Source organism: Streptomyces sp. NPDC093097, from assembly GCF_044754325.1.
Lineage (GTDB): Bacteria > Actinomycetota > Actinomycetes > Streptomycetales > Streptomycetaceae > Streptomyces.
This window is the reverse complement of sequence record NZ_JBIVOW010000026.1, coordinates 34,250-53,824: the sequence shown is the minus strand read 5'-3', so window position 1 is coordinate 53,824 and position 19,575 is coordinate 34,250. Positions and strand designations below refer to the sequence as shown.

Sequence of the window (19,575 nt, the reverse complement as noted above, 5' to 3'; positions counted from 1 at the left end):
ACTGCGAGCGATTCCCTTGACCATTGAGCAGCCTGCCTTCGGGAAGCGAGTGCGGGAGATCCGGCGCGCTCAGGGCCTGTCCCAAGGGGACCTCGCCGGGGACGACCTCTCCCCCAGCTACGTCTCGCTGGTCGAGAACGGCCGCCGGATCCCCGGCGCCAAGATCGCCCGCTCCATCGCCGAGCGGCTGGGCACCACCGTCGAGGCGCTCAGCACCACCGACCAGCCGGCCGACGGGCTCACCCAACGCCTCGGCCTGGTCGGCCAGTTGGTGGCCGCCCGGGCCAGTCAGCTGGCCGGCGACTGGCCCGCGGCCCGGCGCCAGCTGGAGGCCGTGGTCGCGCAGGCCGACGGGACCGACCACGACGAGGTCCGCTGGGAGGCCCGCTGGGAGCTGGCCACCGTCCTCGGCCGGCTCGACGACCCCGCCCGCCACGAGGCCGCGCTGCGCGAGCTGCTCGACGACCCGGTGACCCGCTCCGCCCCCGTGCTGCACGCCCGGGTCGCCATCGAGCTCACCCACCTCCTGCGGGCCGCCGGCCGGCTCTCCGAGGCCGTCCGGTCCGCCGAGGACGCGGTGCGGGTCACCGCCGAGCTGGAAGCCGGCCGCCCGGAGCGGGCCCAGGCCCGGATGGCGCTGCTGTGCGCGTCCGTCGACAGCGGCGAGTGGAGCCGCGCCGACGAGCTCGGGGCGCAGCTGCGCGCGGAGGTCGCGCCGCTGCCCGCGGGCGAGTTGCGGGCCGGCGCCCTGTGGGCGGCGGCCGGTGCGCAGTACCTGCGGGGCGACGCCGCCGGCGCCCTGGAGCTGCTGGCCGAGGCCGACGCGCTGATCGCGTCGACGGACGGCATGCGGCTGCGGCTCCGGCTGGTCCGCGCCCGGACGCTGCTGGCGCTCGCCGCCGGCCCGTCGGCCGAGGCGGACGCCCTCCTGGAGCGCTCCCGACAGGCCGCGGCGCTGGTGGACACCCCGTCGGTGCGGAGCTGGCTGGCCCTGGTGGAGACGGCCGGCGCGCTGCGCCACGACGACCCCGAGGCCGCCGCCGCCCATGCCGCCGCGATCGACCCCGAGGCCGCCGAGCTGTCCCCGCTGGACCGCGCCCGCGCCCTGCTCCACGTGGCCCGCGCGCACCGCGCCGGCCACCGTCCCGCCGAGGCCGAGGAGTCCTTCAAGGCCGCCGCCGCGGGGTACGAACGGGCCGGCGCCTTCCGGCTGGCCCTGGAGACCTGGCGCGAGCTGAGCGCCGGCGCCCGGGCCGCCGAGGGGCCGGACCCGCACGCGGTGCTCATGCCGTAGGGCCGGTCGCCGTCCTCCCGTCGTCCGCCCTGCGGGCGGGCCGGGTGCCGGGCGGCGGGCAGGGGACCGCGACGCGGCGGGCGTGCCTCAACGGGCCGCCTCGGCCGGGGAGTCGGCGTCCCAGAGCCGTACGCCACGGGCCGGGGCGGACGTCGCCACGCAGGCCACCCGGTCCGGACCGGCCGGCAGGTCCCGGACATACACGACGGGGCCGCAGGCGCCGCCGGCGGCCGCGAGGGAGGGCGGGAGCAGCACCGTGCCGTCGCCGTCCGGCGCCCCGCTGAGCGCGTCGATCTCGTCGGCGACGGCCAGTCCGCCCCGTCCGGCCAGCCGCAGCACGGCCTCCTTGCGGGCCCAGAGCCGGGTCAGCTGCCGGGCCCGGTCCGCCGCCGGGACCTGCCGCAGGCTCGCGCGCTCCAACGGCGTGAAGGGGAGCAGCAGTTCACCGAGCGGGCCGCGGGGGACGGTGTGGACGCTGAGGGCCACCGGGAGGTCGCGGGCCAGGGCCAGGAGGGGGCGGTCCGCATCGTCGCCGACGGCCAGGAAGAGTCGGGCGTCGGGCGGCCAGCCGGCGGAGGCCGGCGGCCGGGCGGACACCGGGCGCCCGAAGTCGTCACGGGCCAGGGAAATGCCGTCGGCCGGGCAGCGCAGCACCGCGCCCAGGAAATCCGGTAAAGCGGCCGGGCGATGGATATCCCTGATTTCTGGCGAAAGGATATGCACCCGGCCGTCGGCTAATTCGGCGGAGTGCGCCGCTCGCCGGCCCCCCTCCCGACATGCGGAATTACTGGCTCCATCGGCATGGTTGAGCGTCTGCGCGCCATGGAAAGGCTCGTCCCCCCGCATAGGTCCCCTCGCACCACGACTCCTTTCACCGGACCGGTCGCGCCGGGAAAGCAGTGCATCGAGTCTTCTATTGATTACCCTCCGGAGATCTTCAAGGTAACCCCGCTCTATGCCCGAGTCAACAAGCGACGACTAGAGATCAACTCTGGTTTACTGACCGGCATTACTAATTTTCGCCATTGCGCGACTATCGAGCGGCGCCGCTTCGGCCGGCGGCCGCGGGCCCCGACCGTCCGGGCCTTCCCCGCCTCCGCCGCGGTGGCGCGCTCCGACCGGGCGGCGCGGCCGGGCCGGGTGCGCGCCGCCCGGCGGCCCGGATCAGGAGCCCAGCCGCTTCTCGACGCAGAGCGCCAGGTCCGCGACGGTGTGCAGATCGGTCATCTCCTCCTCCGGCAGCTCGATCCCGAAGCGCTCCTCGGCGATGACGATGACCTCCGCCATCGCCAGGGAGTCCACATCGAGCTCCTCGACCAGGGACTTCTCCTCGGTCACGTCGGCCGGCACCACACCGGCCACCTCGTGCAGGATCTCGGCGAGCTTGCCGACGATCTCTTCTCTCGTCATGGCGGTCCCTTTCTCCACTGCGGCTCCGCCAGAGGCGGGGCGGGCGGCCGCTCCGCACAACGGACGGCCAGGCGCGGTCATAACACCAAGTCAACTGATTGACTAAACTTGACTACTGTAGTCAACTGGAGGTCGGATGCGATGTCAACGAGTTCACTGACGGCCTCTCAGAATGCAGTCATGGCACCTGATGCGCGCCCCGATTTCGGCGGCGCTCGCTGACTGCGCGTCCGGAATCGAGTCAGGACGAGTCAGACGGAGGAGCGATGAGTGGGCTGCTCGACGGTAAGCGACTGCTGATCACCGGGGTGATCACGGAGCGCTCGATCGCGTACGCCGTGGCCCGGCTCGCCCAGCAGGAGGGCGCCCGGATCGTACTGACCGCGTACGGCCGGCCCACCCTGGTGGCCCGGCTCGCCCGTCGGCTGCCGTCCGAACCTCCCGTCGTGGAGCTGGACGTGACCGACGAGGAGCAGCTGGCGAGCCTCGCCGACCGGGTCGGCACCCACCTCGACGGCCTCGACGGCGTCCTGCACTCCGTCGCGCACGCGCCCGCCGGCTGCCTGGACGGCGGTTTCCTGACCGCCCCCTGGCCCGACGTCGCCGGCGCCCTGCACACCTCCACCTACTCCCTGGTGGCGCTGGCCCGCGCCTGCCGCCCGCTGCTGCGCCCCGGTTCCGCCGTCGTCGGCCTGGACTTCGACGCCTCCCGCGCCTGGCCCGGCTACGACTGGATGGGCGTCGCCAAGGCGGGACTTGAGGCGTGCTCGCGCTATCTGGCGCGCGAACTCGGCGGCCACGGCATCCGGGCCAACCTGGTCGCCGCGGGACCGCTGCGCACCCTGGCCGCGGGCGGCATCGGCGGCGACGGCCCGTCGTTCGAGCAGGACTGGGCCGACCGCGCCCCGCTCGGCTGGGACCCCAAGGACGCCGAGCCGGTCGCCCGCACCTGCCTGGCGCTGCTCTCGGACTGGCTGCCCGCCACCACCGGCGAGATCGTGCACGCGGACGGCGGCCACCACATGATCGGCGCCTGAGACCCGATGGCCGAGGAGCCGGTGGCCCCGGCGGCGCCCACCGCGGCCCCCGCACCCACCGTGACCCGCACGTACACCGTCGACCGGGACCGGATCGCCGCCTACGCCGCGGCGCTCGGCGGCACCCCGCACCCCGCCCACACCGACCCGGCCGCCGCCCGCGCACTCGGCCACCCCGACGTCCTCGCCCCGCCCACCTACCTCGCCGTCCTGGCCGCCGGGGCGGAGGACCGACTCCTCGCCCGGCAACCGGGGTTCACGACCGAAGGCGCGGTGCACCGGGAGCAGTCGGTGCGCCTGGCCCGCCCCGTCCACGCCGGGGAGACCCTGCGGGCCACCGTCCGGATCGCCGGCACCGGCACCCTCGCCGGCCGCCCGCTGCTCACGGTGGAGTCCGCCTTCCACGCCCCCGACGGCACCTGGGTGGCCACCACCACCGCGTCGCTGCTGGGCCCCGCCGCACCGGGGCCGGCCCGGCGCCCCCTCGACCCCACGGGATCGGAGCAACCATGACCGACACCATCGCGCCCGCCCCACCGGTCGCCGTGCCCCACCTGGTCGACGGCACCGCGTCCCCCGCGGACGGCACCGCCCGCCTCGCCGGCCCGGCCCTCGACCACCAAGTCCACACCGCCGCGCGCGCGTTGCGGGCCCTCGGCGTCCGGCCCGGCGACCGGGTCCTGGTCCAGGGCGACAACAGCGTCGACTACGTCGTCACGCTGCTGGCCCTGATGCACCTGGACACCTCCCTGGTGCCGCTGGACCACCGGCTCCCGCTACCGGACGCCGCCGCGGCCGCCGACCAGTCACGCGCCGGCTGGCAGGTCACCGCCGACCCCGCGGCGGCCCTCCCCGGCCTCCCGGCCCACCGCGTCCTGACCTACCCCTTGCAGGCCGCCGACGCCCCGCCGCCCCCCGGCGACGACGCCGTCGACCTGAGCGCCTGGTTCCACCGCGGCGACGCGCTCGTCCTGTGGTCCTCGGGCACCACCGGGCGCCCCAAGGGCGTGGTGAAGCCCGGCGCCGCCGTACTGGACAACTCGCTGCGCACCATCGAGGCGATGGGCTTCCGCCCGGACGACGTCATGGCCCCGCTGCTGCCCTTCTCGCACCAGTACGGGCTCTCGGTGATCCTGCTGTGGTGGCTGTCCCGGTGCACCCTGCTGGTCACCCCCTACCAGCGGCTGGACGCGGCCGTCGGGCAGGCCGCGGCGCACGGCGCCACCGTCGTCGACGCCGCGCCGTCCACCTACCACTCGCTGCTGGGCGTGCTGCGCCGCCGCCCCGAGGCGCGCGCCGCCCTCGGGCGCGTCCGCATCTGGGGCGTGGGCGGCGCCCCGCTGCCCGCCCCGCTGGCCGAGTCCTTCCACGCGGCACTGGGCCGTCCGCTCCTGGACGGCTACGGCCTGACCGAACTCGGCAATGTCGCGCTGGCGACGCCCGAGGTGCCGCACGGCTGCGGGCGTCCGCTGCCCGGTCTGCGGCTGCGGGTGACACGTCCCGACGGCACGGTCGCCGACCCCGGCGAACTCGGCGCCATCGAGGTGCGTTCCCCCGGACTGATGGCGGGTTACCTCCTGGAGGACGGCGCGCTCGCACCGGTCGACCGGGACGCCTGGTATCCGACGGCCGATCTCGGCAGCGTCGACAGCGACGGCATCGTCCGGGTCGTGGGCCGCCACCAGGCGGTCCACCGGCTGGGCTTCACGCTCTATCCCGAGAGCCTGGAGCGCCGCGCGGAAGCCTGCGGCCGGCCGGTCAAGGTGCTGGCCGTTCCCGACCAACGCCGGGGCAGCGCGCTGCACTTCGTCGTCGCGGACCCCGGCGGCGAGGCTCCGCTCACCTGGCGCCGGCGGCTCGCCCCGCACCTCGCGGAGTTCGAGCAACCCAACGCGGTCCATGTCCTCGACGACTTCCCGCTCACCCCGAACGGAAAGACCGACACCCGCGCCCTCCGCTCCCAGTTGGGCCTGGCGCCTGGTCCGCTCCCCGGTTCCGGAGGCTGAACGCCCGTCTGCCGCACGCCGTTTCACGTGAAACCACCGCTGGGCGGCCTCGCGTATCCGGCCTCGTCCCCGACGGCCTCCTGCCCGCCGACGTCGAACGCAACGTCACATCAAAGTCTGTGGGTCCTGCTGCGGGTCCTGCTGCGGGTGGCGCTGTGGCTGCTGCGCGGGCCGCTGTGCGTCGTGCCGCGGACGGCGCCTGCGCTGCCGCGTCGTACGGCTCCCTTCGCCACCACTGCCGCCCGGTGAGGCCGGAACCGCCGTGCTCCGCACTCCTCGCGGCGCACCCGACCGCTCCGCGCCCTCGTGCCGACGCGCATGCACGCAGGCATGTCAGGCGGTACCGGCGGTGGTGTGCGCACGGCGGCGGGCCGCCGGGATGACCGGGGAGGCCGGGGCGGCGCCGGTGCACGGCGCGGTGGACAGCGGCTGGGCGCCGGTGGTGCGGCGGGCGCGCGAGGTGGGGGAGGCGCCGTGCGCCTCGGCACGGATGCGCTGCTTGATGGTCGGCGGCAGCGCCGGCAGCGGGAACCTGCGGTGGACCGACCCGTCCTGGCCGTACCGGGGCGCGGTGCGCGCGGCGGGCACGAACGGCCCGGCGGTGTCCGTGGCGGGCGTCAACGGTCCTGGATCGTGGTCCGGTTCAGGGCCGTGCGCCGCCTCGGGGCGGGCCGTGGCCGGGGTCGCGCCGCCTGCGGTCCGCTCGGCGACCGCGGCCTCCCGACGGGCCGCGGACGCGGCGGCGGAGACCCCCAGTGACGCCAGCAGCCTGCCGAGCACCGCCAGGCATGCCGCCCAGAACTTCATGACCTTGGTCGCAGCCATGGTCCCTCGCTTTCGGTCGGGATCCCCGGAGGGATCCACGCGTTCCTTCTGTTGCGTTTTCTTATGATGAGTACGCAATGGGAGGATTCGCGGACCGACGCCCCTGGATCGGCGTTCTTCTGACGAACACCACCCGTCCGCAGTAGCCGCACCCGCAAAACCGCAGGCCGCAGGGGTGCGGAAGGCGGTGGGCGGCCCGTTGCGGGCCGGGTGGGACGGGCCCGGCGGATGCGCGCACCGGGATCCCGGGGTATGTCCGTACTCAGCAGGAGGGGCCGCGCGAGGCGCGTGACGTCGCGTCAGGCCGGGGCGGGAATCCCCGTCCGCGCCATCTCGGCCATGACCTGGACCGCGGCGGACTCAGGGGTGGTGGGCGGGAGGATCAGCAGGTCCCAGCGGCCGTGGCCGGCGGAGACCAGGCAGAGGGTGTCCGGGCCCGGGCGGTTGGTGGTGTGGCGCAGGCGGACGACGTGGCCGGCGACGAGGATCTGGCAGGGCAGCGCGGGCCAGCCGGCGCCGTTCACCGTGGCGTGGGTGATCCGCGGCCAGTCGAAGGGCAACGCGGTCAGGAGATCGGGGAGTTCGGCGAGCAGGTCGGTGGAGTGCGGCCACCACACCCCGTCGATCCGCCGGGTCACCTCGCTGTGCGGCGCGATGGCCAGCCGGGCGACCGGCGGCGGGGCGTGATGCCGCGAGGAGCGGGGGTGCGGGGAGCGGTCCTCGGGGGCGGTGGTCATACGGCGCTCCTGACGCGACGCGCGACGACCGCTGCGTCCGCGGTCGCCTGCGGGGCGGAGCCGGCGGCCGGGGTCACCGGTGCTCGTCCGGCTCCCGGGGAGGCGGCGGCGGGCCCGTCGGGTGCGTCTCCTGACGGTCGCCGTGCGCGTGCTTGTGCAGCCGCTCGTGGAGCGACTCCTTCATGTGCGCGTAGTGGTGCGGTGTGGGGCGTCCGGCCGTCTGGGCGTTGACCCGGGCCAGGAACAGCACTCCCACCGCCACCAGGGCCACGAGCACGATCAGGGACAGGATGGTCTGCATGGCGCTCACCCGCATACTCCCGGGTGCCCCGTGAACCGACACCGCGGGCGCTCTCGGAAACTCTTCGCTTTCCGGTGGTTTTTCCACCGTACTCCGAGCGCGGGGGACGTTTCGCTCCGAAGCCGGCCGCTACCGACGGGGTGGCGTCCGCACGCCTTCTGCACGGCTGCCGCCCTCCCGTCCGCGTGACCGGACGGATGCCGGGAGCGTGCCCGGGGCCCGCCCTCCGCGTGCTCGCGGCGGGTCCACGGGCCGGCCCTTGGGGGCGGCGGGGCGGGGCCCGGTGTGCCCCGCCCCCGCCGCCCCGAGGAGCCCGTGCGTCAGACGTTGACGCCGTAGTCCGCGGCGATGCCCGCCAGGCCGGAGGCGTATCCCTGGCCCACGGCGCGGAACTTCCACTCGGCGTTGTGCCGGTAGAGCTCGCCGAAGACCATCGCGGTCTCGGTCGAGGCGTCCTCGGTCAGGTCGTAGCGGGCGAGCTCGGCGCCGCCCGCCTGGTTGACGACGCGGATGTAGGCGTTGCGCACCTGGCCGAAGTTCTGGCCGCGGCCGGCCGCGTCGTGGAGGGAGACCGGGAAGACGATCCTGGTGATCTCGGCCGGCACGCTGGTCAGCGCGACGTCGACGGTCTCGTCGTCGCCCTCGCCCTCGCCGGTCAGGTTGTCGCCGGTGTGCTGCACCGAGCCGTCGGGGCTGGTGAGGTTGTTGTAGAAGACGAAATGGAGGTCGGAGGCGACCTTGCCGGTGTCGGTGCACAGCAGTGCGCTGGCGTCGAGGTCGTAGTCGGCGCCGGTGGTCGTGCGCACGTCCCAGCCCAGGCCGACCGAGACCGCGGTCAGGCCGGGCGCCTCCTTCGACAGCGAGACGTTGCCGCCCTTGGCCAGCGAGACTCCCATGCTTCCCTCCAGATGTGGCCGGTGCCGTTGTGCCGTGGCGGGCTCCCGGCGGTGAACTAGGACCTGCCGGAAAAACTACAGCAGTGTAGAAGTAAACGGCGGAGGGCGGCGCCCGCGGGTGCGAACGGGAAAAGGCCCGGCCGGCGCGGTGGCCGCCGCCGTAAAATGCCCCGGCGTCCCAGCCCGCGGGACGCCGGCACGACGGGAGGCGACGACATGGGCACCACCCCCTTCGGCGAGGCTCTCGGCGGCAACGGGCGGGAGCGCGCCCGACGCGGTCAGGGCGAGTTGGAGGCCCAGGTGCTGACCGCACTGCACCACGCGCCGGGGCCGGCCACCGCCGCCTGGGTCCAGCAGCGGCTCGGCGGCGACCTCGCCTACACCACCGTGATGACGATCCTGTCCCGGCTGCACACCAAGGGCGCGGTCACCCGCGAGCGGCGTGGCCGGGCCTACGCCTGGACCCCCGCGGCCGACGAGGCCGGGCTCGCCGCGCTGCGGATGCGCCGCGTCCTGGACGGCGAACCGGACCGGGACGCCGTGCTGACCAGCTTCGTCTCCGCGCTCTCGGCGCACGACGAGGACGTGCTGCGCAGCCTGTTGGCCCGCGCCGAGGACGACGGCGGAGCCCCCGACCGCGGCCCCGGCACGGGCCGTGCGGACGCCTCGGACGAAGCACGCGGGGGGTGAGGAGGTGGGCGTCTTCGTCTTCCTGCCGCTGGTCCTGCCGCTCACCGCCCTGCCGATCGCCCGGCTCGCGGAGCAGCACCTCCACCCCCGGGTCACCACCCGGCTGCTGACCCTGCTGGCCGCCGTCCTCGGCCTGTGCAGCACGCTCTGCCTGGCCCTGCTGGTGGTCGTCGGCACCGCCCAACTCCCCGGCAACCCGCTGCCGGACGGCTGGTCGGACCCGGAGGTGCGGGCCGCCGTGCCGTACGCCGAGGTGGCCGGCGTCGCGGCGATCTTCGCGCTGACCGGTGCGCTCACCGTGTGCGGCGGCACGCTGCGCCGGGACCACCGCATCCGGGAGCGGGCGCACCGCGCGCTGGACGTCCTGCCGGCCGGCACCGACCCCGCGGTGCTGCCGGACGACGCCCCCTACGCCTATGCCGTGCCCGGTACGCCCGCGCTGCCGGGGCGGCCGGCCCGGCCCGGCCGGATCGCGGTCTCCCAGGGCATGCTGCACAGCCTGGACGACGACGAGCGGCAGGCCCTCTTCGCCCACGAGCGGGCGCATCTGAGCTGCCGTCACCACCGTTATCTGCTCGTCGTCCGGCTGGCCGGATGCGCCAACCCGCTGCTGCTGCCGCTGCGTTCCGCGGTCGCCTTCAGCGCCGAGCGCTGGGCGGACGAGGAGGCGGCGCGGGCGGTCGGCGACCGCCGGCTGACCGCCCGGGCGGTGGGGAAGGCGGCGCTGCTCTCGCGGCCCGCGCCGCATCCGCAGCTCGCGCAGTTCGCGGCGCCCGAACCGGGGCCGGTGCCAAGGCGGGTGGCGGCGCTGCTCGGGCCGGTGCCGTCGGCGCGCACCTGGCCGCCGGCGCTGACCCCGGCGGGACTGGCCGCACTGGTCGCGGCGGCGGGCACCGCGGCCTCCGCGCTCTCCGCGCTGAACGCCGCGGTAGCTCTGTTCCTCGTTCTGAAGGCGGCAACGCCGTGGTGAGTGCACACTGATGCCGGACTCTCCAGGGCGCCACGCCACGGACACCCCTATGTGATCCGTAGCACACCAGTCGACTTCTACAGCGCTGTAAAAGTTGCCGGTAGGGTTGCGCCAGACATGCGCAACGGGCGCTGCCGGAGGGGGAGATGGCGACGAGGTGCGGACCCCTGACCTGGGACAGCCCGCCTCCAGAGGCGGAGGTGCGATGGGTCTATCAGCCGGTCGAGGTCCAATACCCCGGAGATGCCTGGGAGTTGGGCCGGATCAGCGCATGGTGGACGGACGACGCGGGCGAGACATGGTGCCTGCTGCGCACCGTGCCCGGCGGCAGCAGTCCCCAGTGGCTCCGCTACGACCCCGAATCCGTCCGGCTGTTGCCCACCGAGGGCATCTGAACCACCGGTGCGGGCCGCCGCCCCGCGGCCCGCTGCCGGCCCCGGCCGCCGGTGGCGTGCCCTCCCCCGCTTCCGCATACCCCTCCACCCAGCAAGACCAGTTCCAGAAGGACCATCGGCGTGCATGACAGGCAGACGCACAAGCAGGCGGCCCGGCGGGGCAACGGAAGCGGTCGGGCCGCGGCGTCGGAAGACGGCCGCGCCGGGCGACGGCGGTCGGACTCCGGGCGACGGGCCGGCAGTTCCCGCAAGGCCGAGAAGACCAAGATGACCCGGCGCGGCCGGATCGTGGCCTGGACGGGCGGGGTGCTCGGCGTCGTGCTGCTCGGTACGGCCGGCGCCGGTGTCTGGGTGTACCAGCACCTGAACGGCAACATCCACGGCGCGGACGTGGGCAGCGCGCTCGGCGGGGACCGGCCGGTCAACCTCAGCCCCGGCTCCAAGAACATCCTGGTCGTCGGCTCCGACAGCCGCGCCGGCAGTGGTGACAAGTACGGCAAGGGCCTGACCACCATGCAGTCGGACACGCTCATGGTGCTGCACATCGCGGCCAACCACGAGTGGGCCACCGCGGTGTCGTTCCCGCGCGACTCCTGGGTGCGGATCCCGGAGTGCGACAAGGGCAACGGCGAGAAGTCCGCACCGCACCACTTCAAGATCAACGAGGCGTACACCCTCGGCGGGCTCAGCGGCGACGTCGCCAAGGCCGCGGCCTGCAGCATCAAGACCGTCGAGAAGAACACCGGCCTGCGCATAGACCACTTCGTCTCGGTCGACTTCCAGGGCTTCAAGGGCATGGTCAACGCGCTGGGCGGCATAGAGATCTGCCCCAAGCAGGCCATCCACGACAAGAAGGCCCACCTCGACCTGGAGGCCGGCTGCCAGACCATCAAGGACGAGAAGGCGCTCGGCTACGTCCGCACCCGCTACAGCGTCGGCGACGGCTCCGACCTCGGCCGGATCGGCCGCCAGCAGGAGTTCATGAAGGCGCTGGGCAAGAAGGCGCAGGAGCAGCTGACCAGCCCCGGCTCGCTCTACGACTTCCTCGACTCGGCGACCAAGTCCCTGACCACCGACACGGACCTGGACAGCATCAACGCGCTCACCGGCCTCGCCTCGACGGTCAAGGACATCCCCTCCGACCGCCTCACCTTCCTCACCATCCCGACCTACCCGCGTGAGGCGGACGTCCCCACCGACAAGGCCAATGTGGTCTGGCAGTACCCGCAGGCCGGCGAGCTGTTCGGCGACCTCGCCCACGACCGGGAGGTCGGTGCCGAGGGCAAGAAGAAGTTCGCGGAGGCCGCCAAGAACCCGATCACCGCCCGCTCGGTCCGGGTGCGGGTGCTCAACGGCACCGCCAAGACCGGCCTCGCCGGGGTGGGCGCCCAGAAGCTGCGCCAGCTCGGCTTCACCGTCGTCTTCACCGACAACGGCGCGACCACCGACAAGACCGCCATCACCTACCCGCCCGGCCTCAAGGACCAGGCCGACGTGCTCGCCGCCCGGCTGCCGGGCGTCAAGGCGACGGAGTCGGCGCAGGCGGCGCCGGGAGCGGTGACGCTGACGGTCGGACCGGACCTCTCCGACATCGAGAGCTGACGCACCCCGCCCGGGCGGACCCCTCGCCGTCCGCCCGGGCACCCGGTGCGCGTCCCCGTCAGGCGTGCAGCCGCTCGACGGGGCGGGCGGTGTGCACCTCGATGTCGTGCGCGGCGCGGCTCAGCAACTGATGGCTGAGGTCCGACAGCGCCCGCGCCACCGACAACTCGTCCCCGATCGCGGGGACGTTCTCGTCCGCCGGATTGCATCTGGCGGTTCCCTCGCCGATGATCTGGCCGCCCTCCTTGCCGCGCAGCCGGGCCTCGGCCCGGACCTCGCTGCCGGTCTCGACGATGCTGATCTCGGCGTTCCACGACTTCGTACGCTCGCCCGTGCCGGTCACCGGAAGCCTCCTCCCTACCGCAGGGGAACAGTCCCGACCACTTCAGCGTCGCACCGGCGCCCGGGGGCCGCACGCGGAGGCTCTCCCCCACCCCGATCCGGGGGATAGCCCCATGGCCGGGCGGGCGGCGGAATCCCTAGAGTCGCTGGCGCAGGGCCCGAAAGGGGGCGGCCGGCAGGCCGCCGGTGCGGGCTCGGAGCAGGGCGACGGGCACCGCCCGAAGCCATGAACGGAACGGATTCCGGGGGGATTTCATGCGCAGGAGCGTCCGCTTCACCGGTGCCGCGGCACTGGCCGGGGCCGGGGTACTGGCCCTCGGCGCGTGCGGGCTGGTGGTCGGCGAGACCTTCTCCGACGACGCCACGGTGTCGCAGAAGATCACGTCGGTACGGGTGGACACCGCCGACGGCGGCGTGACGGTGCACGGCGGCAAGGGCGGCGGCACGACCGGTGTGCACCGCAGGGTCACCTACCACGGCGACCGGCCCGAGGGGCCCACGCACAAGGTCGAGGGCGGCACCCTGGTGCTCGGCGGCTGCGGCAACGGCTGCTCGGTGGAGTACACCGTCGACCTGCCCGGCATCGTCCCGGTGACCGGCGGGACCTCCAACGGCGCGCTGAGCCTGTCCAAGGTCGCCTCGGTGCAGGTCACCACCAGCAACGGGGGGATCGAGCTGGACGGGGTGTCGGGCGCGGTGGACGTGCGGACCAGCAACGGCGCGATCACCGGCACGGGCCTGGCGGGCCGGGGCGTCACCGCCCGCACCACCAACGGCGGGATCGAGCTCACCACGACCACCCCGCAGAACGTCCGGGCGCAGACGTCGAACGGCGCGCTCACGGTCACCGTGCCGGACACCGGCTACCGGGTGTCCGCCGAGACCAGCAGCGGCGCCAAGCGGATCGGCGTCCACGACGACCCGGCGGGGCGGTACCGCCTCGATCTGTCCACCAGCAGCGGGGAGATCACCGCGCGGACGGCGGGCGGCTGAGCCCGCCGGACGAGGGCGGTGATTCCCGTGGAACACCTCCCTCGCCGCGCCGTCAGTCGTCGCCCTCCAGCTCGCCCTCGGTCTCCAGGAAGGCGTCCCGCAGCGCCGCCAGCGTCTCCGCGTCCGGCTTCTCCCACATACCGCGGGACTCCGCCTCCAGCAGCCGCTCGGCGATCCCGTGCAGCGCCCAGGGGTTGGCCTCCTGGAGGAACGCGCGGTTCTCCGGGTCGAGCACATAGGTCTGGGCGAGCTTGTCGTACATCCAGTCGGCGACCACGCCGGTGGTGGCGTCGTAGCCGAACAAGTAGTCCACGGTGGCGGCGAGTTCGAAGGCGCCCTTGTAACCGTGGCGGCGCATCGCCTCGATCCAGCGGGGGTTGACGACCCGGGCGCGGAAGACGCGGGAGGTCTCCTCCACCAGCGTCCGGGTGCGGACCGTCTCGGGGCGGGTCGAGTCGCCGATGTACGCCTCGGGGGCCTTGCCCTTGAGCGCCTTGACGGTGGCGACCATGCCGCCGTGGTACTGGAAGTAGTCGTCGGAGTCGGCGATGTCGTGCTCGCGGGTGTCGGTGTTCTTGGCGGCCACCGCGATGCGCTTGTAGGCGGTCTCCATCTCCTCCCGGGCCGGGCGGCCCTCCAGCCCGCGCCCGTAGGCGTAGCCGCCCCAGACGGTGTAGACCTCGGCGAGGTCGGCGTCGGTGCGCCAGTCGCGGGAGTCGATGAGCTGGAGCAGGCCCGCACCGTAGGTGCCGGGGCGGGAGCCGAAGATGCGGGTGGTGGCGCGGCGCTCGTCGCCGTGCGCCGCGAGGTCCGCCTGGGCGTGGGCCCGGACGAAGTTGCCCTCGGCGGGCTCGTCGAGGCCGGCGACGAGCCGCACCGCATCGTCGAGCAGGCCGATGACGTGCGGGAACGCGTCGCGGAAGAAGCCGCTGATGCGGAGGGTGACGTCGATGCGCGGGCGGCCCAGCTCGTCGAGCCCGATGGCCTCCAGGCCGTTGACCCGGCGCGAGGCGTCGTCCCACACGGGGCGGACCCCGAGCAGCGCCAGCGCTTCTGCGACATCGTCGCCGGAGGTGCGCATCGCGCTGGTGCCCCACAGGGACAGGCCCACCGACTGCGGCCAGTCGCCGTTGTCCTCGCGGTAGCGGCTCAGCAGCGAGTCGGCGAGCGCCTGCCCGGTCTCCCAGGCGAGCCGCGAGGGGACGGCCTTGGGGTCGACGGAGTAGAAGTTGCGGCCGGTCGGCAGGACGTTGACCAGACCGCGCAGCGGCGAGCCGGACGGGCCGGCCGGGACGAAGCCGCCGTTCAACGCGTGGACCGCGTGGTCGATTTCGGCGGTGGTGGCGGCCAGTCGCGGGACGACCTGCCGGGCGGCGAAGTCGAGGATCGCGGCGACCGCTTCCGGGTGCCCCTCGGCGACCCGGGAGACCGCGGCCGGGTCCCAGTCGGCGTCCTCCATGGCCTGGACGAGGCCGCGGGCGACGGCCTCGGCCTCGTCGGCGGCGGTGCGGGTGGCGGCCGACTCGTCCAGGCCGAGCGCCTCCCGCAGACCGGGCAGCGCGGAGGTGCCGCCCCAGATCTGCCGGGCGCGCAGGATGGCCAGGACGAGGTTGACCCGGGCCTCACCGGCCGGGGCGGCGCCCAGCACATGCAGGCCGTCGCGGATCTGCGCGTCCTTGACCTCGCAGAGCCAGCCGTCGACGTGCAGCAGGAAGTCGTCGAAGCCGTCGTCGTCGGGACGCTCCTCCAGGCCCAGGTCGTGGTCGAGCTTGGCGGCCTGGATCAGGGTCCAGATCTGCGCGCGGATGGCGGGCAGCTTGGCCGGGTCCATCGAGGAGATCGCGGCGTACTCGTCGAGCAGCTGCTCAAGGCGGGCGATGTCGCCGTAGGAGTCGGCGCGGGCCATCGGCGGGACGAGGTGGTCGACGAGGGTGGCGTGCACCCGGCGCTTGGCCTGGGTGCCCTCGCCCGGGTCGTTGACCAGGAACGGGTAGATCAGCGGCAGGTCCCCCAGGGCCGCGTCCGGGCCGCAGGCGGCGGACAGGCCGGCGTTCTTGCCGGGCAGCCACTCCAGATTGCCGTGCTTGCCGAGGTGGACCATGGCGTCGGCGCCGAAACCGCCGTCGGCGGCGGGCGCGGCGATCCAGCGATAGGCCGCCAAGTAGTGGTGGGAGGGCGGCAGATCGGGGTCGTGGTAGATCGCGATCGGGTTCTCGCCGAAGCCGCGCGGCGGCTGGATGAGGATCAGCAGGTTGCCGCGGCGCAGGGCGGCCAGCACGATGTCGCCCTCGGGGTTCGTGCTGCGGTCGACGAACATCTCGCCGGGCGGCGGGCCCCAGTGCTCCTCCACGGACTCCCGCAGCTCCTGCGGCAGCGTGGCGTACCAGCGGCGGTAGTCGGCGGCCGGGATGCGGACCGGGTTGCGGGCCAACTGCTCCTCGGTCAGCCACTCCTGGTCATGGCCGCCGGCCTCGATGAGGGCGTAGATCAGCTCGTCGCCGTCGCCGGACGCGAGGCCCGGCACCGGCTCGCTGCCGAAGTCGTAGCCCTCGGCCTTCAGGCGGCGCAGCAGTTCGACGGCGCTCGCCGGGGTGTCCAGGCCGACCGCGTTGCCGATCCGGGAGTGCTTGGTGGGGTAGGCCGACAGCACCAGCGCCAGCCGCTTCTCGGCGGCCGGGATGTGCCGCAGCCGGGCGTGCCGGACCGCGATCCCGGCGACCCGCGCGGCCCGTTCGGCGTCCGCGACGTACACCGGGAGGCCGTCCTCGTCGACCTCCTTGAAGGAGAACGGCACGGTGATCAGCCGCCCGTCGAACTCGGGCACCGCGATCTGCGAGGCGGCGTCCAGCGGGGAGAGCCCCTCGTCGTTCGCCTCCCAGGAGGCCCGCGACCCGGTCAGGCACAGGGCCTGGAGGATCGGCACGTCCAGGGCGGCCAGCGCGCCGGCGTCCCAGGACTCGTCGTCGCCGCCCGCGGAAGCCTCGGCCGGCTTGGTGCCGCCGGCGGCCAGGACGGTGGTGACGACGGCGTCGACCGCGCGCAGTTCCTCGACCAGCTCCGGCTCGGGGGCGCGCAGCGAGGCGACGTAGAGCGGCAGCGGACGGCCGCCGGCGCGCTCGATCTGGTCGCACAGGTCGTGCACGAAGGCGGTGTTGCCGCTCATGTGGTGGGCGCGGTAGTAGAGCACGGCCACCGTCGGACCGGTCGCCTTTGACGCCGGCCGCTCCAGCGGGCCCCAGGACGGGGCGGTCGCGGGCGGCTCGAAGCCGTGGCCGGTGAGCAGGACGGTGTCGCTGAGGAAGCAGGCCAGCTGGGAGAGGTTGGCCGGGCCGCCGTGCGCGAGGTAGGCGTGCGCCTCGGCCGCGATCCCGACGGGGACCGTGGAGGCCTCCATGAGCTGGGCGTCGGGGGCCTGTTCGCCGGTGAGCACCACGACCGGGCGGGGCTGGTCCGCGGCCAGCAGCACGTCCAGGCCGTCCTGCCAGGCCCGCAGGCCGCCGAGCAGGCGGACGACGACGAGGTCGGCGCCCTCCAGGAGACCGGGGAGTTCGGCGACGTCGAGGCGGGCGGGGTTGGCGAGCCGGTACGGCACGGGGCCCGCGGCCGCGCGAGCGCTGAGCAGGTCGGTGTCCGAGGTCGACAACAGCAGGATCACGGCGCAGCCCTTCCTCGGGGTGTCCACGCCCCGGGTGGTCGTATGGACGGCGGGAGTTCCTGGCTCACCCGGCCGTGGCCGGGTTCACAGTGGCGGGACCGCGCCGGATTCTCACCGGGCTTCCTCCCTGGCGCCGTCGCTGGCGTCCGGCGGGTCAGCCGACCCGCCGACCTGCATAGTAAGGGCTGCGGGCACGCTGCGGGAGCGGGCGTCGGGAACCCGTCCCGCACGCCCCCTCGCCCCGGTTCCGGGTCCGGTGGCGTAGGTATGCTCGCCGCCATGCCGCCCTCCCCCTCTTCACGCCCCGACCGGGCCGGACCGCCGGTGCGGGATCGCGGTGACGCCTGCCCGGGAGCGCTGCGGCTGCACTCCGCCGCCGACGGCAGCCTCGCCCGAATACGGCTGCCCGCAGGGGACTTGACGTCTCATCAGGCCGACGCGCTGGCGGACGCCGCGGAGCGTCTGGGCGACGGCCACCTCTCGCTCACCTCCCGCGGCAACGTCGAACTCCGCGGTCTGCCCGACGACTGCGGCGGCCCCCTCGCCGACCTCCTCGCCGACGCCGGGCTGCTGCCGTCCGTACGCCATGAGCGGATCCGCAACATCCTGGCCTCGCCGCTGGCCGGGCTGGACCGGCACACCCCCTCCGACGTGCGGTTGTGGGCCCGGAGCCTGGACGCGCTGCTGTGCGCGAGCGAGCCGGCGACGGCGCTCTCGGGCCGTTTCCTCTTCGTCCTCGACGACGGGCGGGGCGATGTGGCGGGCCTCGGCGGCGATGTGACCTTGCTCGCAGAATCGGTCCGGCCGGCCGCGGCGGCCACCGCGTCCGCGCCGGGAGCGGCGTCCGGGCAGGGGGCGCTGCTCCGGGTCGGCGACGACCGGACGGCGCTGCGGATCGCGGCGGACGACGTCCCGCGGGCGGCGCTGACCGCCGCCGAGACCTTCCTGGCCGCCGCCACGGCGAGCGGCAGCGGCGCCTGGCGGGTCCGCGAACTCCCCGCCGCACGGCCGCTGACCGCCCAGGACGTCCACGGTGCGCTGCGGTCCGCGGGGATCTCCGCGGAGTACGCCGGGGCGCCCGGCCCGCGGCCGGCGGCGCCGTACCCGGACCCCACCGCGCCCGGCCCGGTCGAGGGTCCGGACGGCCGCCGCGCCCTCGTGGTCCTGGCGCCGCTCGGCCGGCTGACGGTGGCCCAGTGGCGGCTGCTGGCCGAGGTCGCCGCCGCGGACGGCTCCGGCGCGCTGCGCCTCACGCCCTGGCGCGGCATCGTCCTCCCCGGCCTGCCGGCCGCCGCGGCGGCCCGACGGCTGTCCGACCTCGCCGCCGCCGGGCTGGTCACCGACCCGGCCTCCCCGTGGCGCGGGGTCACCGCCTGCACCGGTCTTCCCGGCTGCGCCAAGTCCCTGACGGACGTGCGGAGCGATGCCGCGGCCGCCCTCGCCGAGGGCCTGACCGTCCCGGCGGACGGCCCCGGCCTGCCCGGTGGACTGCCCGTGCACTGGTCGGGCTGCGCTCGGCGTTGCGGTCATCCGCACGGTGCCTGGGTCGATGTCCTGGCCACGTCCGACGGGTACCGCACCACCGCGGTACGCCCCAACACCCTTGCCCCGCCGCCGGTTTCACGTGAAACCTCGCGGCCGGGCACCGTTTCACGTGAAACACCACCGCGGGATCCGGTGTCCCGCACCACGGCCGAACCGGCCCCGGTGCCACGGGAAACCGCGTCCCCCTCCGGTACGCCCCACCCCTCTTCCACCCCGCACTCCACGACCCCGAGGCCCCAGTGACCGCGTTCGACTACGAAAAGGACGGGGCGGCCATCTACCGCCAGTCCTTCGCCACCATCCGCGCCGAGGCGGACCTGTCCGGACTGCCCGCCGACGCCAGCCGGGTGGCGGTCCGGATGATCCACGCCTGCGGCATGGTCGATCTGGTCCGCGATCTGGCCTTCACGCCGGGCGTCGTGGCCCGTGCCCGGGCCGCGCTGCGCGCCGGTGCGCCGATCCTGTGCGACGCCACCATGGTGGCCAGCGGCGTGACCCGCAGGCGGCTGCCCGCGGACAACGAGGTGCTGTGCACCCTCGGCGATCCGTCCGTTCCGGAGCTGGCCGCCGCGATGGGCACCACGCGCAGCGCCGCCGCCCTCGAACTGTGGCGGGACCGGATGGAGGGCGCCGTGGTCGCCTTCGGCAACGCCCCCACCGCCCTCTTCCGGTTCCTCGAAATGATCGAGGAAGGGGCACCGCGCCCCGCCGCCGTCCTCGGCATCCCGGTCGGCTTCATCGGCGCGGCCGAGTCCAAGGACGCACTGATCGACCATCCGTCGCAGCTGGAGCACATCGTGGTGCGCGGGCGGCGCGGCGGCAGCGCCATGGCCGCGGCGGCGCTCAACGCCCTGGCGAGCGAGGAAGAGTGAGCGTG

20 protein-coding genes and 1 riboswitch are annotated in these 19,575 nt (G+C 74.6%); of the genes, 12 read left to right on the top strand and 8 right to left on the bottom strand.

All coding sequences use genetic code 11. The features are described 5' to 3' along the window. Positions 1-16: 16 nt before the first annotated feature. Complete coding sequence (locus tag ACIQE0_RS33055) at positions 17-1,294, top strand: helix-turn-helix domain-containing protein (RefSeq protein WP_402338902.1); 1,278 nt, start codon at positions 17-19, stop codon at positions 1,292-1,294. Positions 1,295-1,381: 87 nt separating this feature from the next. On the opposite strand, the gene ACIQE0_RS33050 is transcribed toward ACIQE0_RS33055, so the two are convergent. Together ACIQE0_RS33050 and ACIQE0_RS33045 are read right to left on the bottom strand one after the other, a co-directional pair. After that, positions 1,382-1,948: a 4'-phosphopantetheinyl transferase superfamily protein gene (locus tag ACIQE0_RS33050; RefSeq protein WP_402338900.1), complete on the bottom strand. Its 567-nt coding sequence runs from the start codon at positions 1,946-1,948 to the stop codon at positions 1,382-1,384. 510 nt (positions 1,949-2,458) lie between these two features. Further along, entirely contained in the window at positions 2,459-2,704 is a 246-nt protein-coding gene (locus tag ACIQE0_RS33045) for an acyl carrier protein (RefSeq protein WP_402338898.1), read from the bottom strand. 266 nt (positions 2,705-2,970) lie between these two features. Between ACIQE0_RS33045 and fabI the strand changes: the two genes are divergently transcribed. Genes fabI through ACIQE0_RS33025 form a run of 4 tightly spaced genes read left to right on the top strand, consistent with a single transcriptional unit; the run spans position 2,971 to position 5,996 of the window. Further along, positions 2,971-3,741: an enoyl-ACP reductase FabI gene (fabI, locus tag ACIQE0_RS33040; protein ID WP_402338896.1), complete on the top strand. Its 771-nt coding sequence runs from the start codon at positions 2,971-2,973 to the stop codon at positions 3,739-3,741. A 6-nt stretch (positions 3,742-3,747) separates the two neighbouring features. Beyond that, positions 3,748-4,254: a MaoC family dehydratase gene (locus tag ACIQE0_RS33035; protein WP_402338894.1), complete on the top strand. Its 507-nt coding sequence runs from the start codon at positions 3,748-3,750 to the stop codon at positions 4,252-4,254. Then, positions 4,251-5,747 (top strand): class I adenylate-forming enzyme family protein, encoded by a 1,497-nt coding sequence (locus ACIQE0_RS33030; RefSeq protein ID WP_366333258.1) that lies wholly within the window; start codon positions 4,251-4,253, stop codon positions 5,745-5,747. The genes ACIQE0_RS33035 and ACIQE0_RS33030 overlap by 4 nt, the downstream gene beginning before the upstream one ends. Before the next feature lie 27 nt (positions 5,748-5,774). Further along, on the top strand, positions 5,775-5,996 hold the full coding sequence (locus ACIQE0_RS33025) for a hypothetical protein (protein ID WP_402338892.1): 222 nt from the start codon (positions 5,775-5,777) through the stop codon (positions 5,994-5,996). Between the two features lie 84 nt (positions 5,997-6,080). Here ACIQE0_RS33025 and ACIQE0_RS33020 read toward each other — a convergent pair whose 3' ends face one another. The 4 genes from ACIQE0_RS33020 to ACIQE0_RS33005 form a co-directional block, all read right to left on the bottom strand. After that, positions 6,081-6,572, bottom strand: a complete 492-nt coding sequence (locus tag ACIQE0_RS33020; RefSeq protein ID WP_366333260.1) for a DUF6344 domain-containing protein — start codon at positions 6,570-6,572, stop codon at positions 6,081-6,083. Positions 6,573-6,871: 299 nt separating this feature from the next. Then, entirely contained in the window at positions 6,872-7,309 is a 438-nt protein-coding gene (locus tag ACIQE0_RS33015; RefSeq protein WP_366333261.1) for a DUF5994 family protein, read from the bottom strand. 73 nt (positions 7,310-7,382) lie between these two features. Next, on the bottom strand, positions 7,383-7,625 hold the full coding sequence (locus ACIQE0_RS33010; protein WP_366333263.1) for a hypothetical protein: 243 nt from the start codon (positions 7,623-7,625) through the stop codon (positions 7,383-7,385). A gap of 305 nt (positions 7,626-7,930) precedes the next feature. Further along, a complete protein-coding gene (locus ACIQE0_RS33005) occupies positions 7,931-8,506 on the bottom strand; it encodes a TerD family protein (RefSeq protein ID WP_366333265.1) in 576 nt (191 codons plus the stop codon). Between the two features lie 216 nt (positions 8,507-8,722). Between ACIQE0_RS33005 and ACIQE0_RS33000 the strand changes: the two genes are divergently transcribed. The 4 genes from ACIQE0_RS33000 to ACIQE0_RS32985 all read left to right on the top strand — a co-directional run bounded on the left by ACIQE0_RS33000 (position 8,723) and on the right by ACIQE0_RS32985 (position 12,163). Then, on the top strand, positions 8,723-9,196 hold the full coding sequence (locus ACIQE0_RS33000) for a BlaI/MecI/CopY family transcriptional regulator (RefSeq protein WP_402338889.1): 474 nt from the start codon (positions 8,723-8,725) through the stop codon (positions 9,194-9,196). Positions 9,197-9,200: 4 nt separating this feature from the next. Next, positions 9,201-10,166, top strand: a complete 966-nt coding sequence (locus ACIQE0_RS32995; protein ID WP_402338887.1) for a M56 family metallopeptidase — start codon at positions 9,201-9,203, stop codon at positions 10,164-10,166. Positions 10,167-10,366: 200 nt separating this feature from the next. Continuing rightward, the gene (locus ACIQE0_RS32990) at positions 10,367-10,561 is read left to right on the top strand and encodes a hypothetical protein (protein WP_402338885.1); all 195 of its coding nucleotides are present in this window, start codon (positions 10,367-10,369) and stop codon (positions 10,559-10,561) included. 267 nt (positions 10,562-10,828) lie between these two features. Then, positions 10,829-12,163 carry an LCP family protein gene (locus tag ACIQE0_RS32985; RefSeq protein WP_366333468.1) on the top strand — a complete coding sequence of 445 codons (1,335 nt, stop codon included), beginning with the start codon at positions 10,829-10,831 and terminating at the stop codon, positions 12,161-12,163. A gap of 58 nt (positions 12,164-12,221) precedes the next feature. On the opposite strand, the gene ACIQE0_RS32980 is transcribed toward ACIQE0_RS32985, so the two are convergent. After that, complete coding sequence (locus ACIQE0_RS32980; RefSeq protein ID WP_366333273.1) at positions 12,222-12,506, bottom strand: DUF1876 domain-containing protein; 285 nt, start codon at positions 12,504-12,506, stop codon at positions 12,222-12,224. A 254-nt stretch (positions 12,507-12,760) separates the two neighbouring features. Between ACIQE0_RS32980 and ACIQE0_RS32975 the strand changes: the two genes are divergently transcribed. Beyond that, a complete protein-coding gene (locus tag ACIQE0_RS32975; RefSeq protein WP_402338883.1) occupies positions 12,761-13,498 on the top strand; it encodes a DUF4097 family beta strand repeat-containing protein in 738 nt (245 codons plus the stop codon). A gap of 52 nt (positions 13,499-13,550) precedes the next feature. Here the strand turns inward: ACIQE0_RS32975 and cobN are convergent, their stop codons facing one another. After that, on the bottom strand, positions 13,551-17,153 hold the full coding sequence (gene cobN / locus ACIQE0_RS32970) for a cobaltochelatase subunit CobN (protein ID WP_402338992.1): 3,603 nt from the start codon (positions 17,151-17,153) through the stop codon (positions 13,551-13,553). Positions 17,154-17,185: 32 nt separating this feature from the next. Beyond that, positions 17,186-17,337: riboswitch (cobalamin riboswitch) on the bottom strand. An 83-nt stretch (positions 17,338-17,420) separates the two neighbouring features. Here cobN and cobG point away from each other — a divergent pair. Beyond that, positions 17,421-18,941, top strand: coding sequence for a precorrin-3B synthase (cobG, locus tag ACIQE0_RS32965; RefSeq protein WP_402338882.1), 1,521 nt, complete (start codon positions 17,421-17,423; stop codon positions 18,939-18,941). Then, positions 18,938-19,570, top strand: coding sequence for a precorrin-8X methylmutase (locus tag ACIQE0_RS32960; protein ID WP_366333279.1), 633 nt, complete (start codon positions 18,938-18,940; stop codon positions 19,568-19,570). The genes cobG and ACIQE0_RS32960 overlap by 4 nt, the downstream gene beginning before the upstream one ends. Positions 19,571-19,575: the final 5 nt, after the last annotated feature.

What these genes read in the sequence shown, in the direction of transcription:
- ACIQE0_RS32985 (WP_366333468.1), top strand. Translation starts at nt 10,829, where the DNA reads ATGACCCGGCGCGGCCGGATCGTGGCCTGGACGGGCGGGGTGCTCGGC.
- cobG (WP_402338882.1), top strand. Translation starts at nt 17,421, where the DNA reads ATGCTCGCCGCCATGCCGCCCTCCCCCTCTTCACGCCCCGACCGGGCC.
- ACIQE0_RS33015 (WP_366333261.1), bottom strand. Translation starts at nt 7,309, where the DNA reads ATGACCACCGCCCCCGAGGACCGCTCCCCGCACCCCCGCTCCTCGCGG.
- ACIQE0_RS33020 (WP_366333260.1), bottom strand. Translation starts at nt 6,572, where the DNA reads ATGGCTGCGACCAAGGTCATGAAGTTCTGGGCGGCATGCCTGGCGGTG.
- ACIQE0_RS33005 (WP_366333265.1), bottom strand. Translation starts at nt 8,506, where the DNA reads ATGGGAGTCTCGCTGGCCAAGGGCGGCAACGTCTCGCTGTCGAAGGAG.
- ACIQE0_RS33000 (WP_402338889.1), top strand. Translation starts at nt 8,723, where the DNA reads ATGGGCACCACCCCCTTCGGCGAGGCTCTCGGCGGCAACGGGCGGGAG.
- ACIQE0_RS33045 (WP_402338898.1), bottom strand. Translation starts at nt 2,704, where the DNA reads ATGACGAGAGAAGAGATCGTCGGCAAGCTCGCCGAGATCCTGCACGAG.
- ACIQE0_RS33010 (WP_366333263.1), bottom strand. Translation starts at nt 7,625, where the DNA reads ATGCGGGTGAGCGCCATGCAGACCATCCTGTCCCTGATCGTGCTCGTG.
- fabI (WP_402338896.1), top strand. Translation starts at nt 2,971, where the DNA reads ATGAGTGGGCTGCTCGACGGTAAGCGACTGCTGATCACCGGGGTGATC.
- ACIQE0_RS32975 (WP_402338883.1), top strand. Translation starts at nt 12,761, where the DNA reads ATGCGCAGGAGCGTCCGCTTCACCGGTGCCGCGGCACTGGCCGGGGCC.
- ACIQE0_RS33035 (WP_402338894.1), top strand. Translation starts at nt 3,748, where the DNA reads ATGGCCGAGGAGCCGGTGGCCCCGGCGGCGCCCACCGCGGCCCCCGCA.
- ACIQE0_RS33030 (WP_366333258.1), top strand. Translation starts at nt 4,251, where the DNA reads ATGACCGACACCATCGCGCCCGCCCCACCGGTCGCCGTGCCCCACCTG.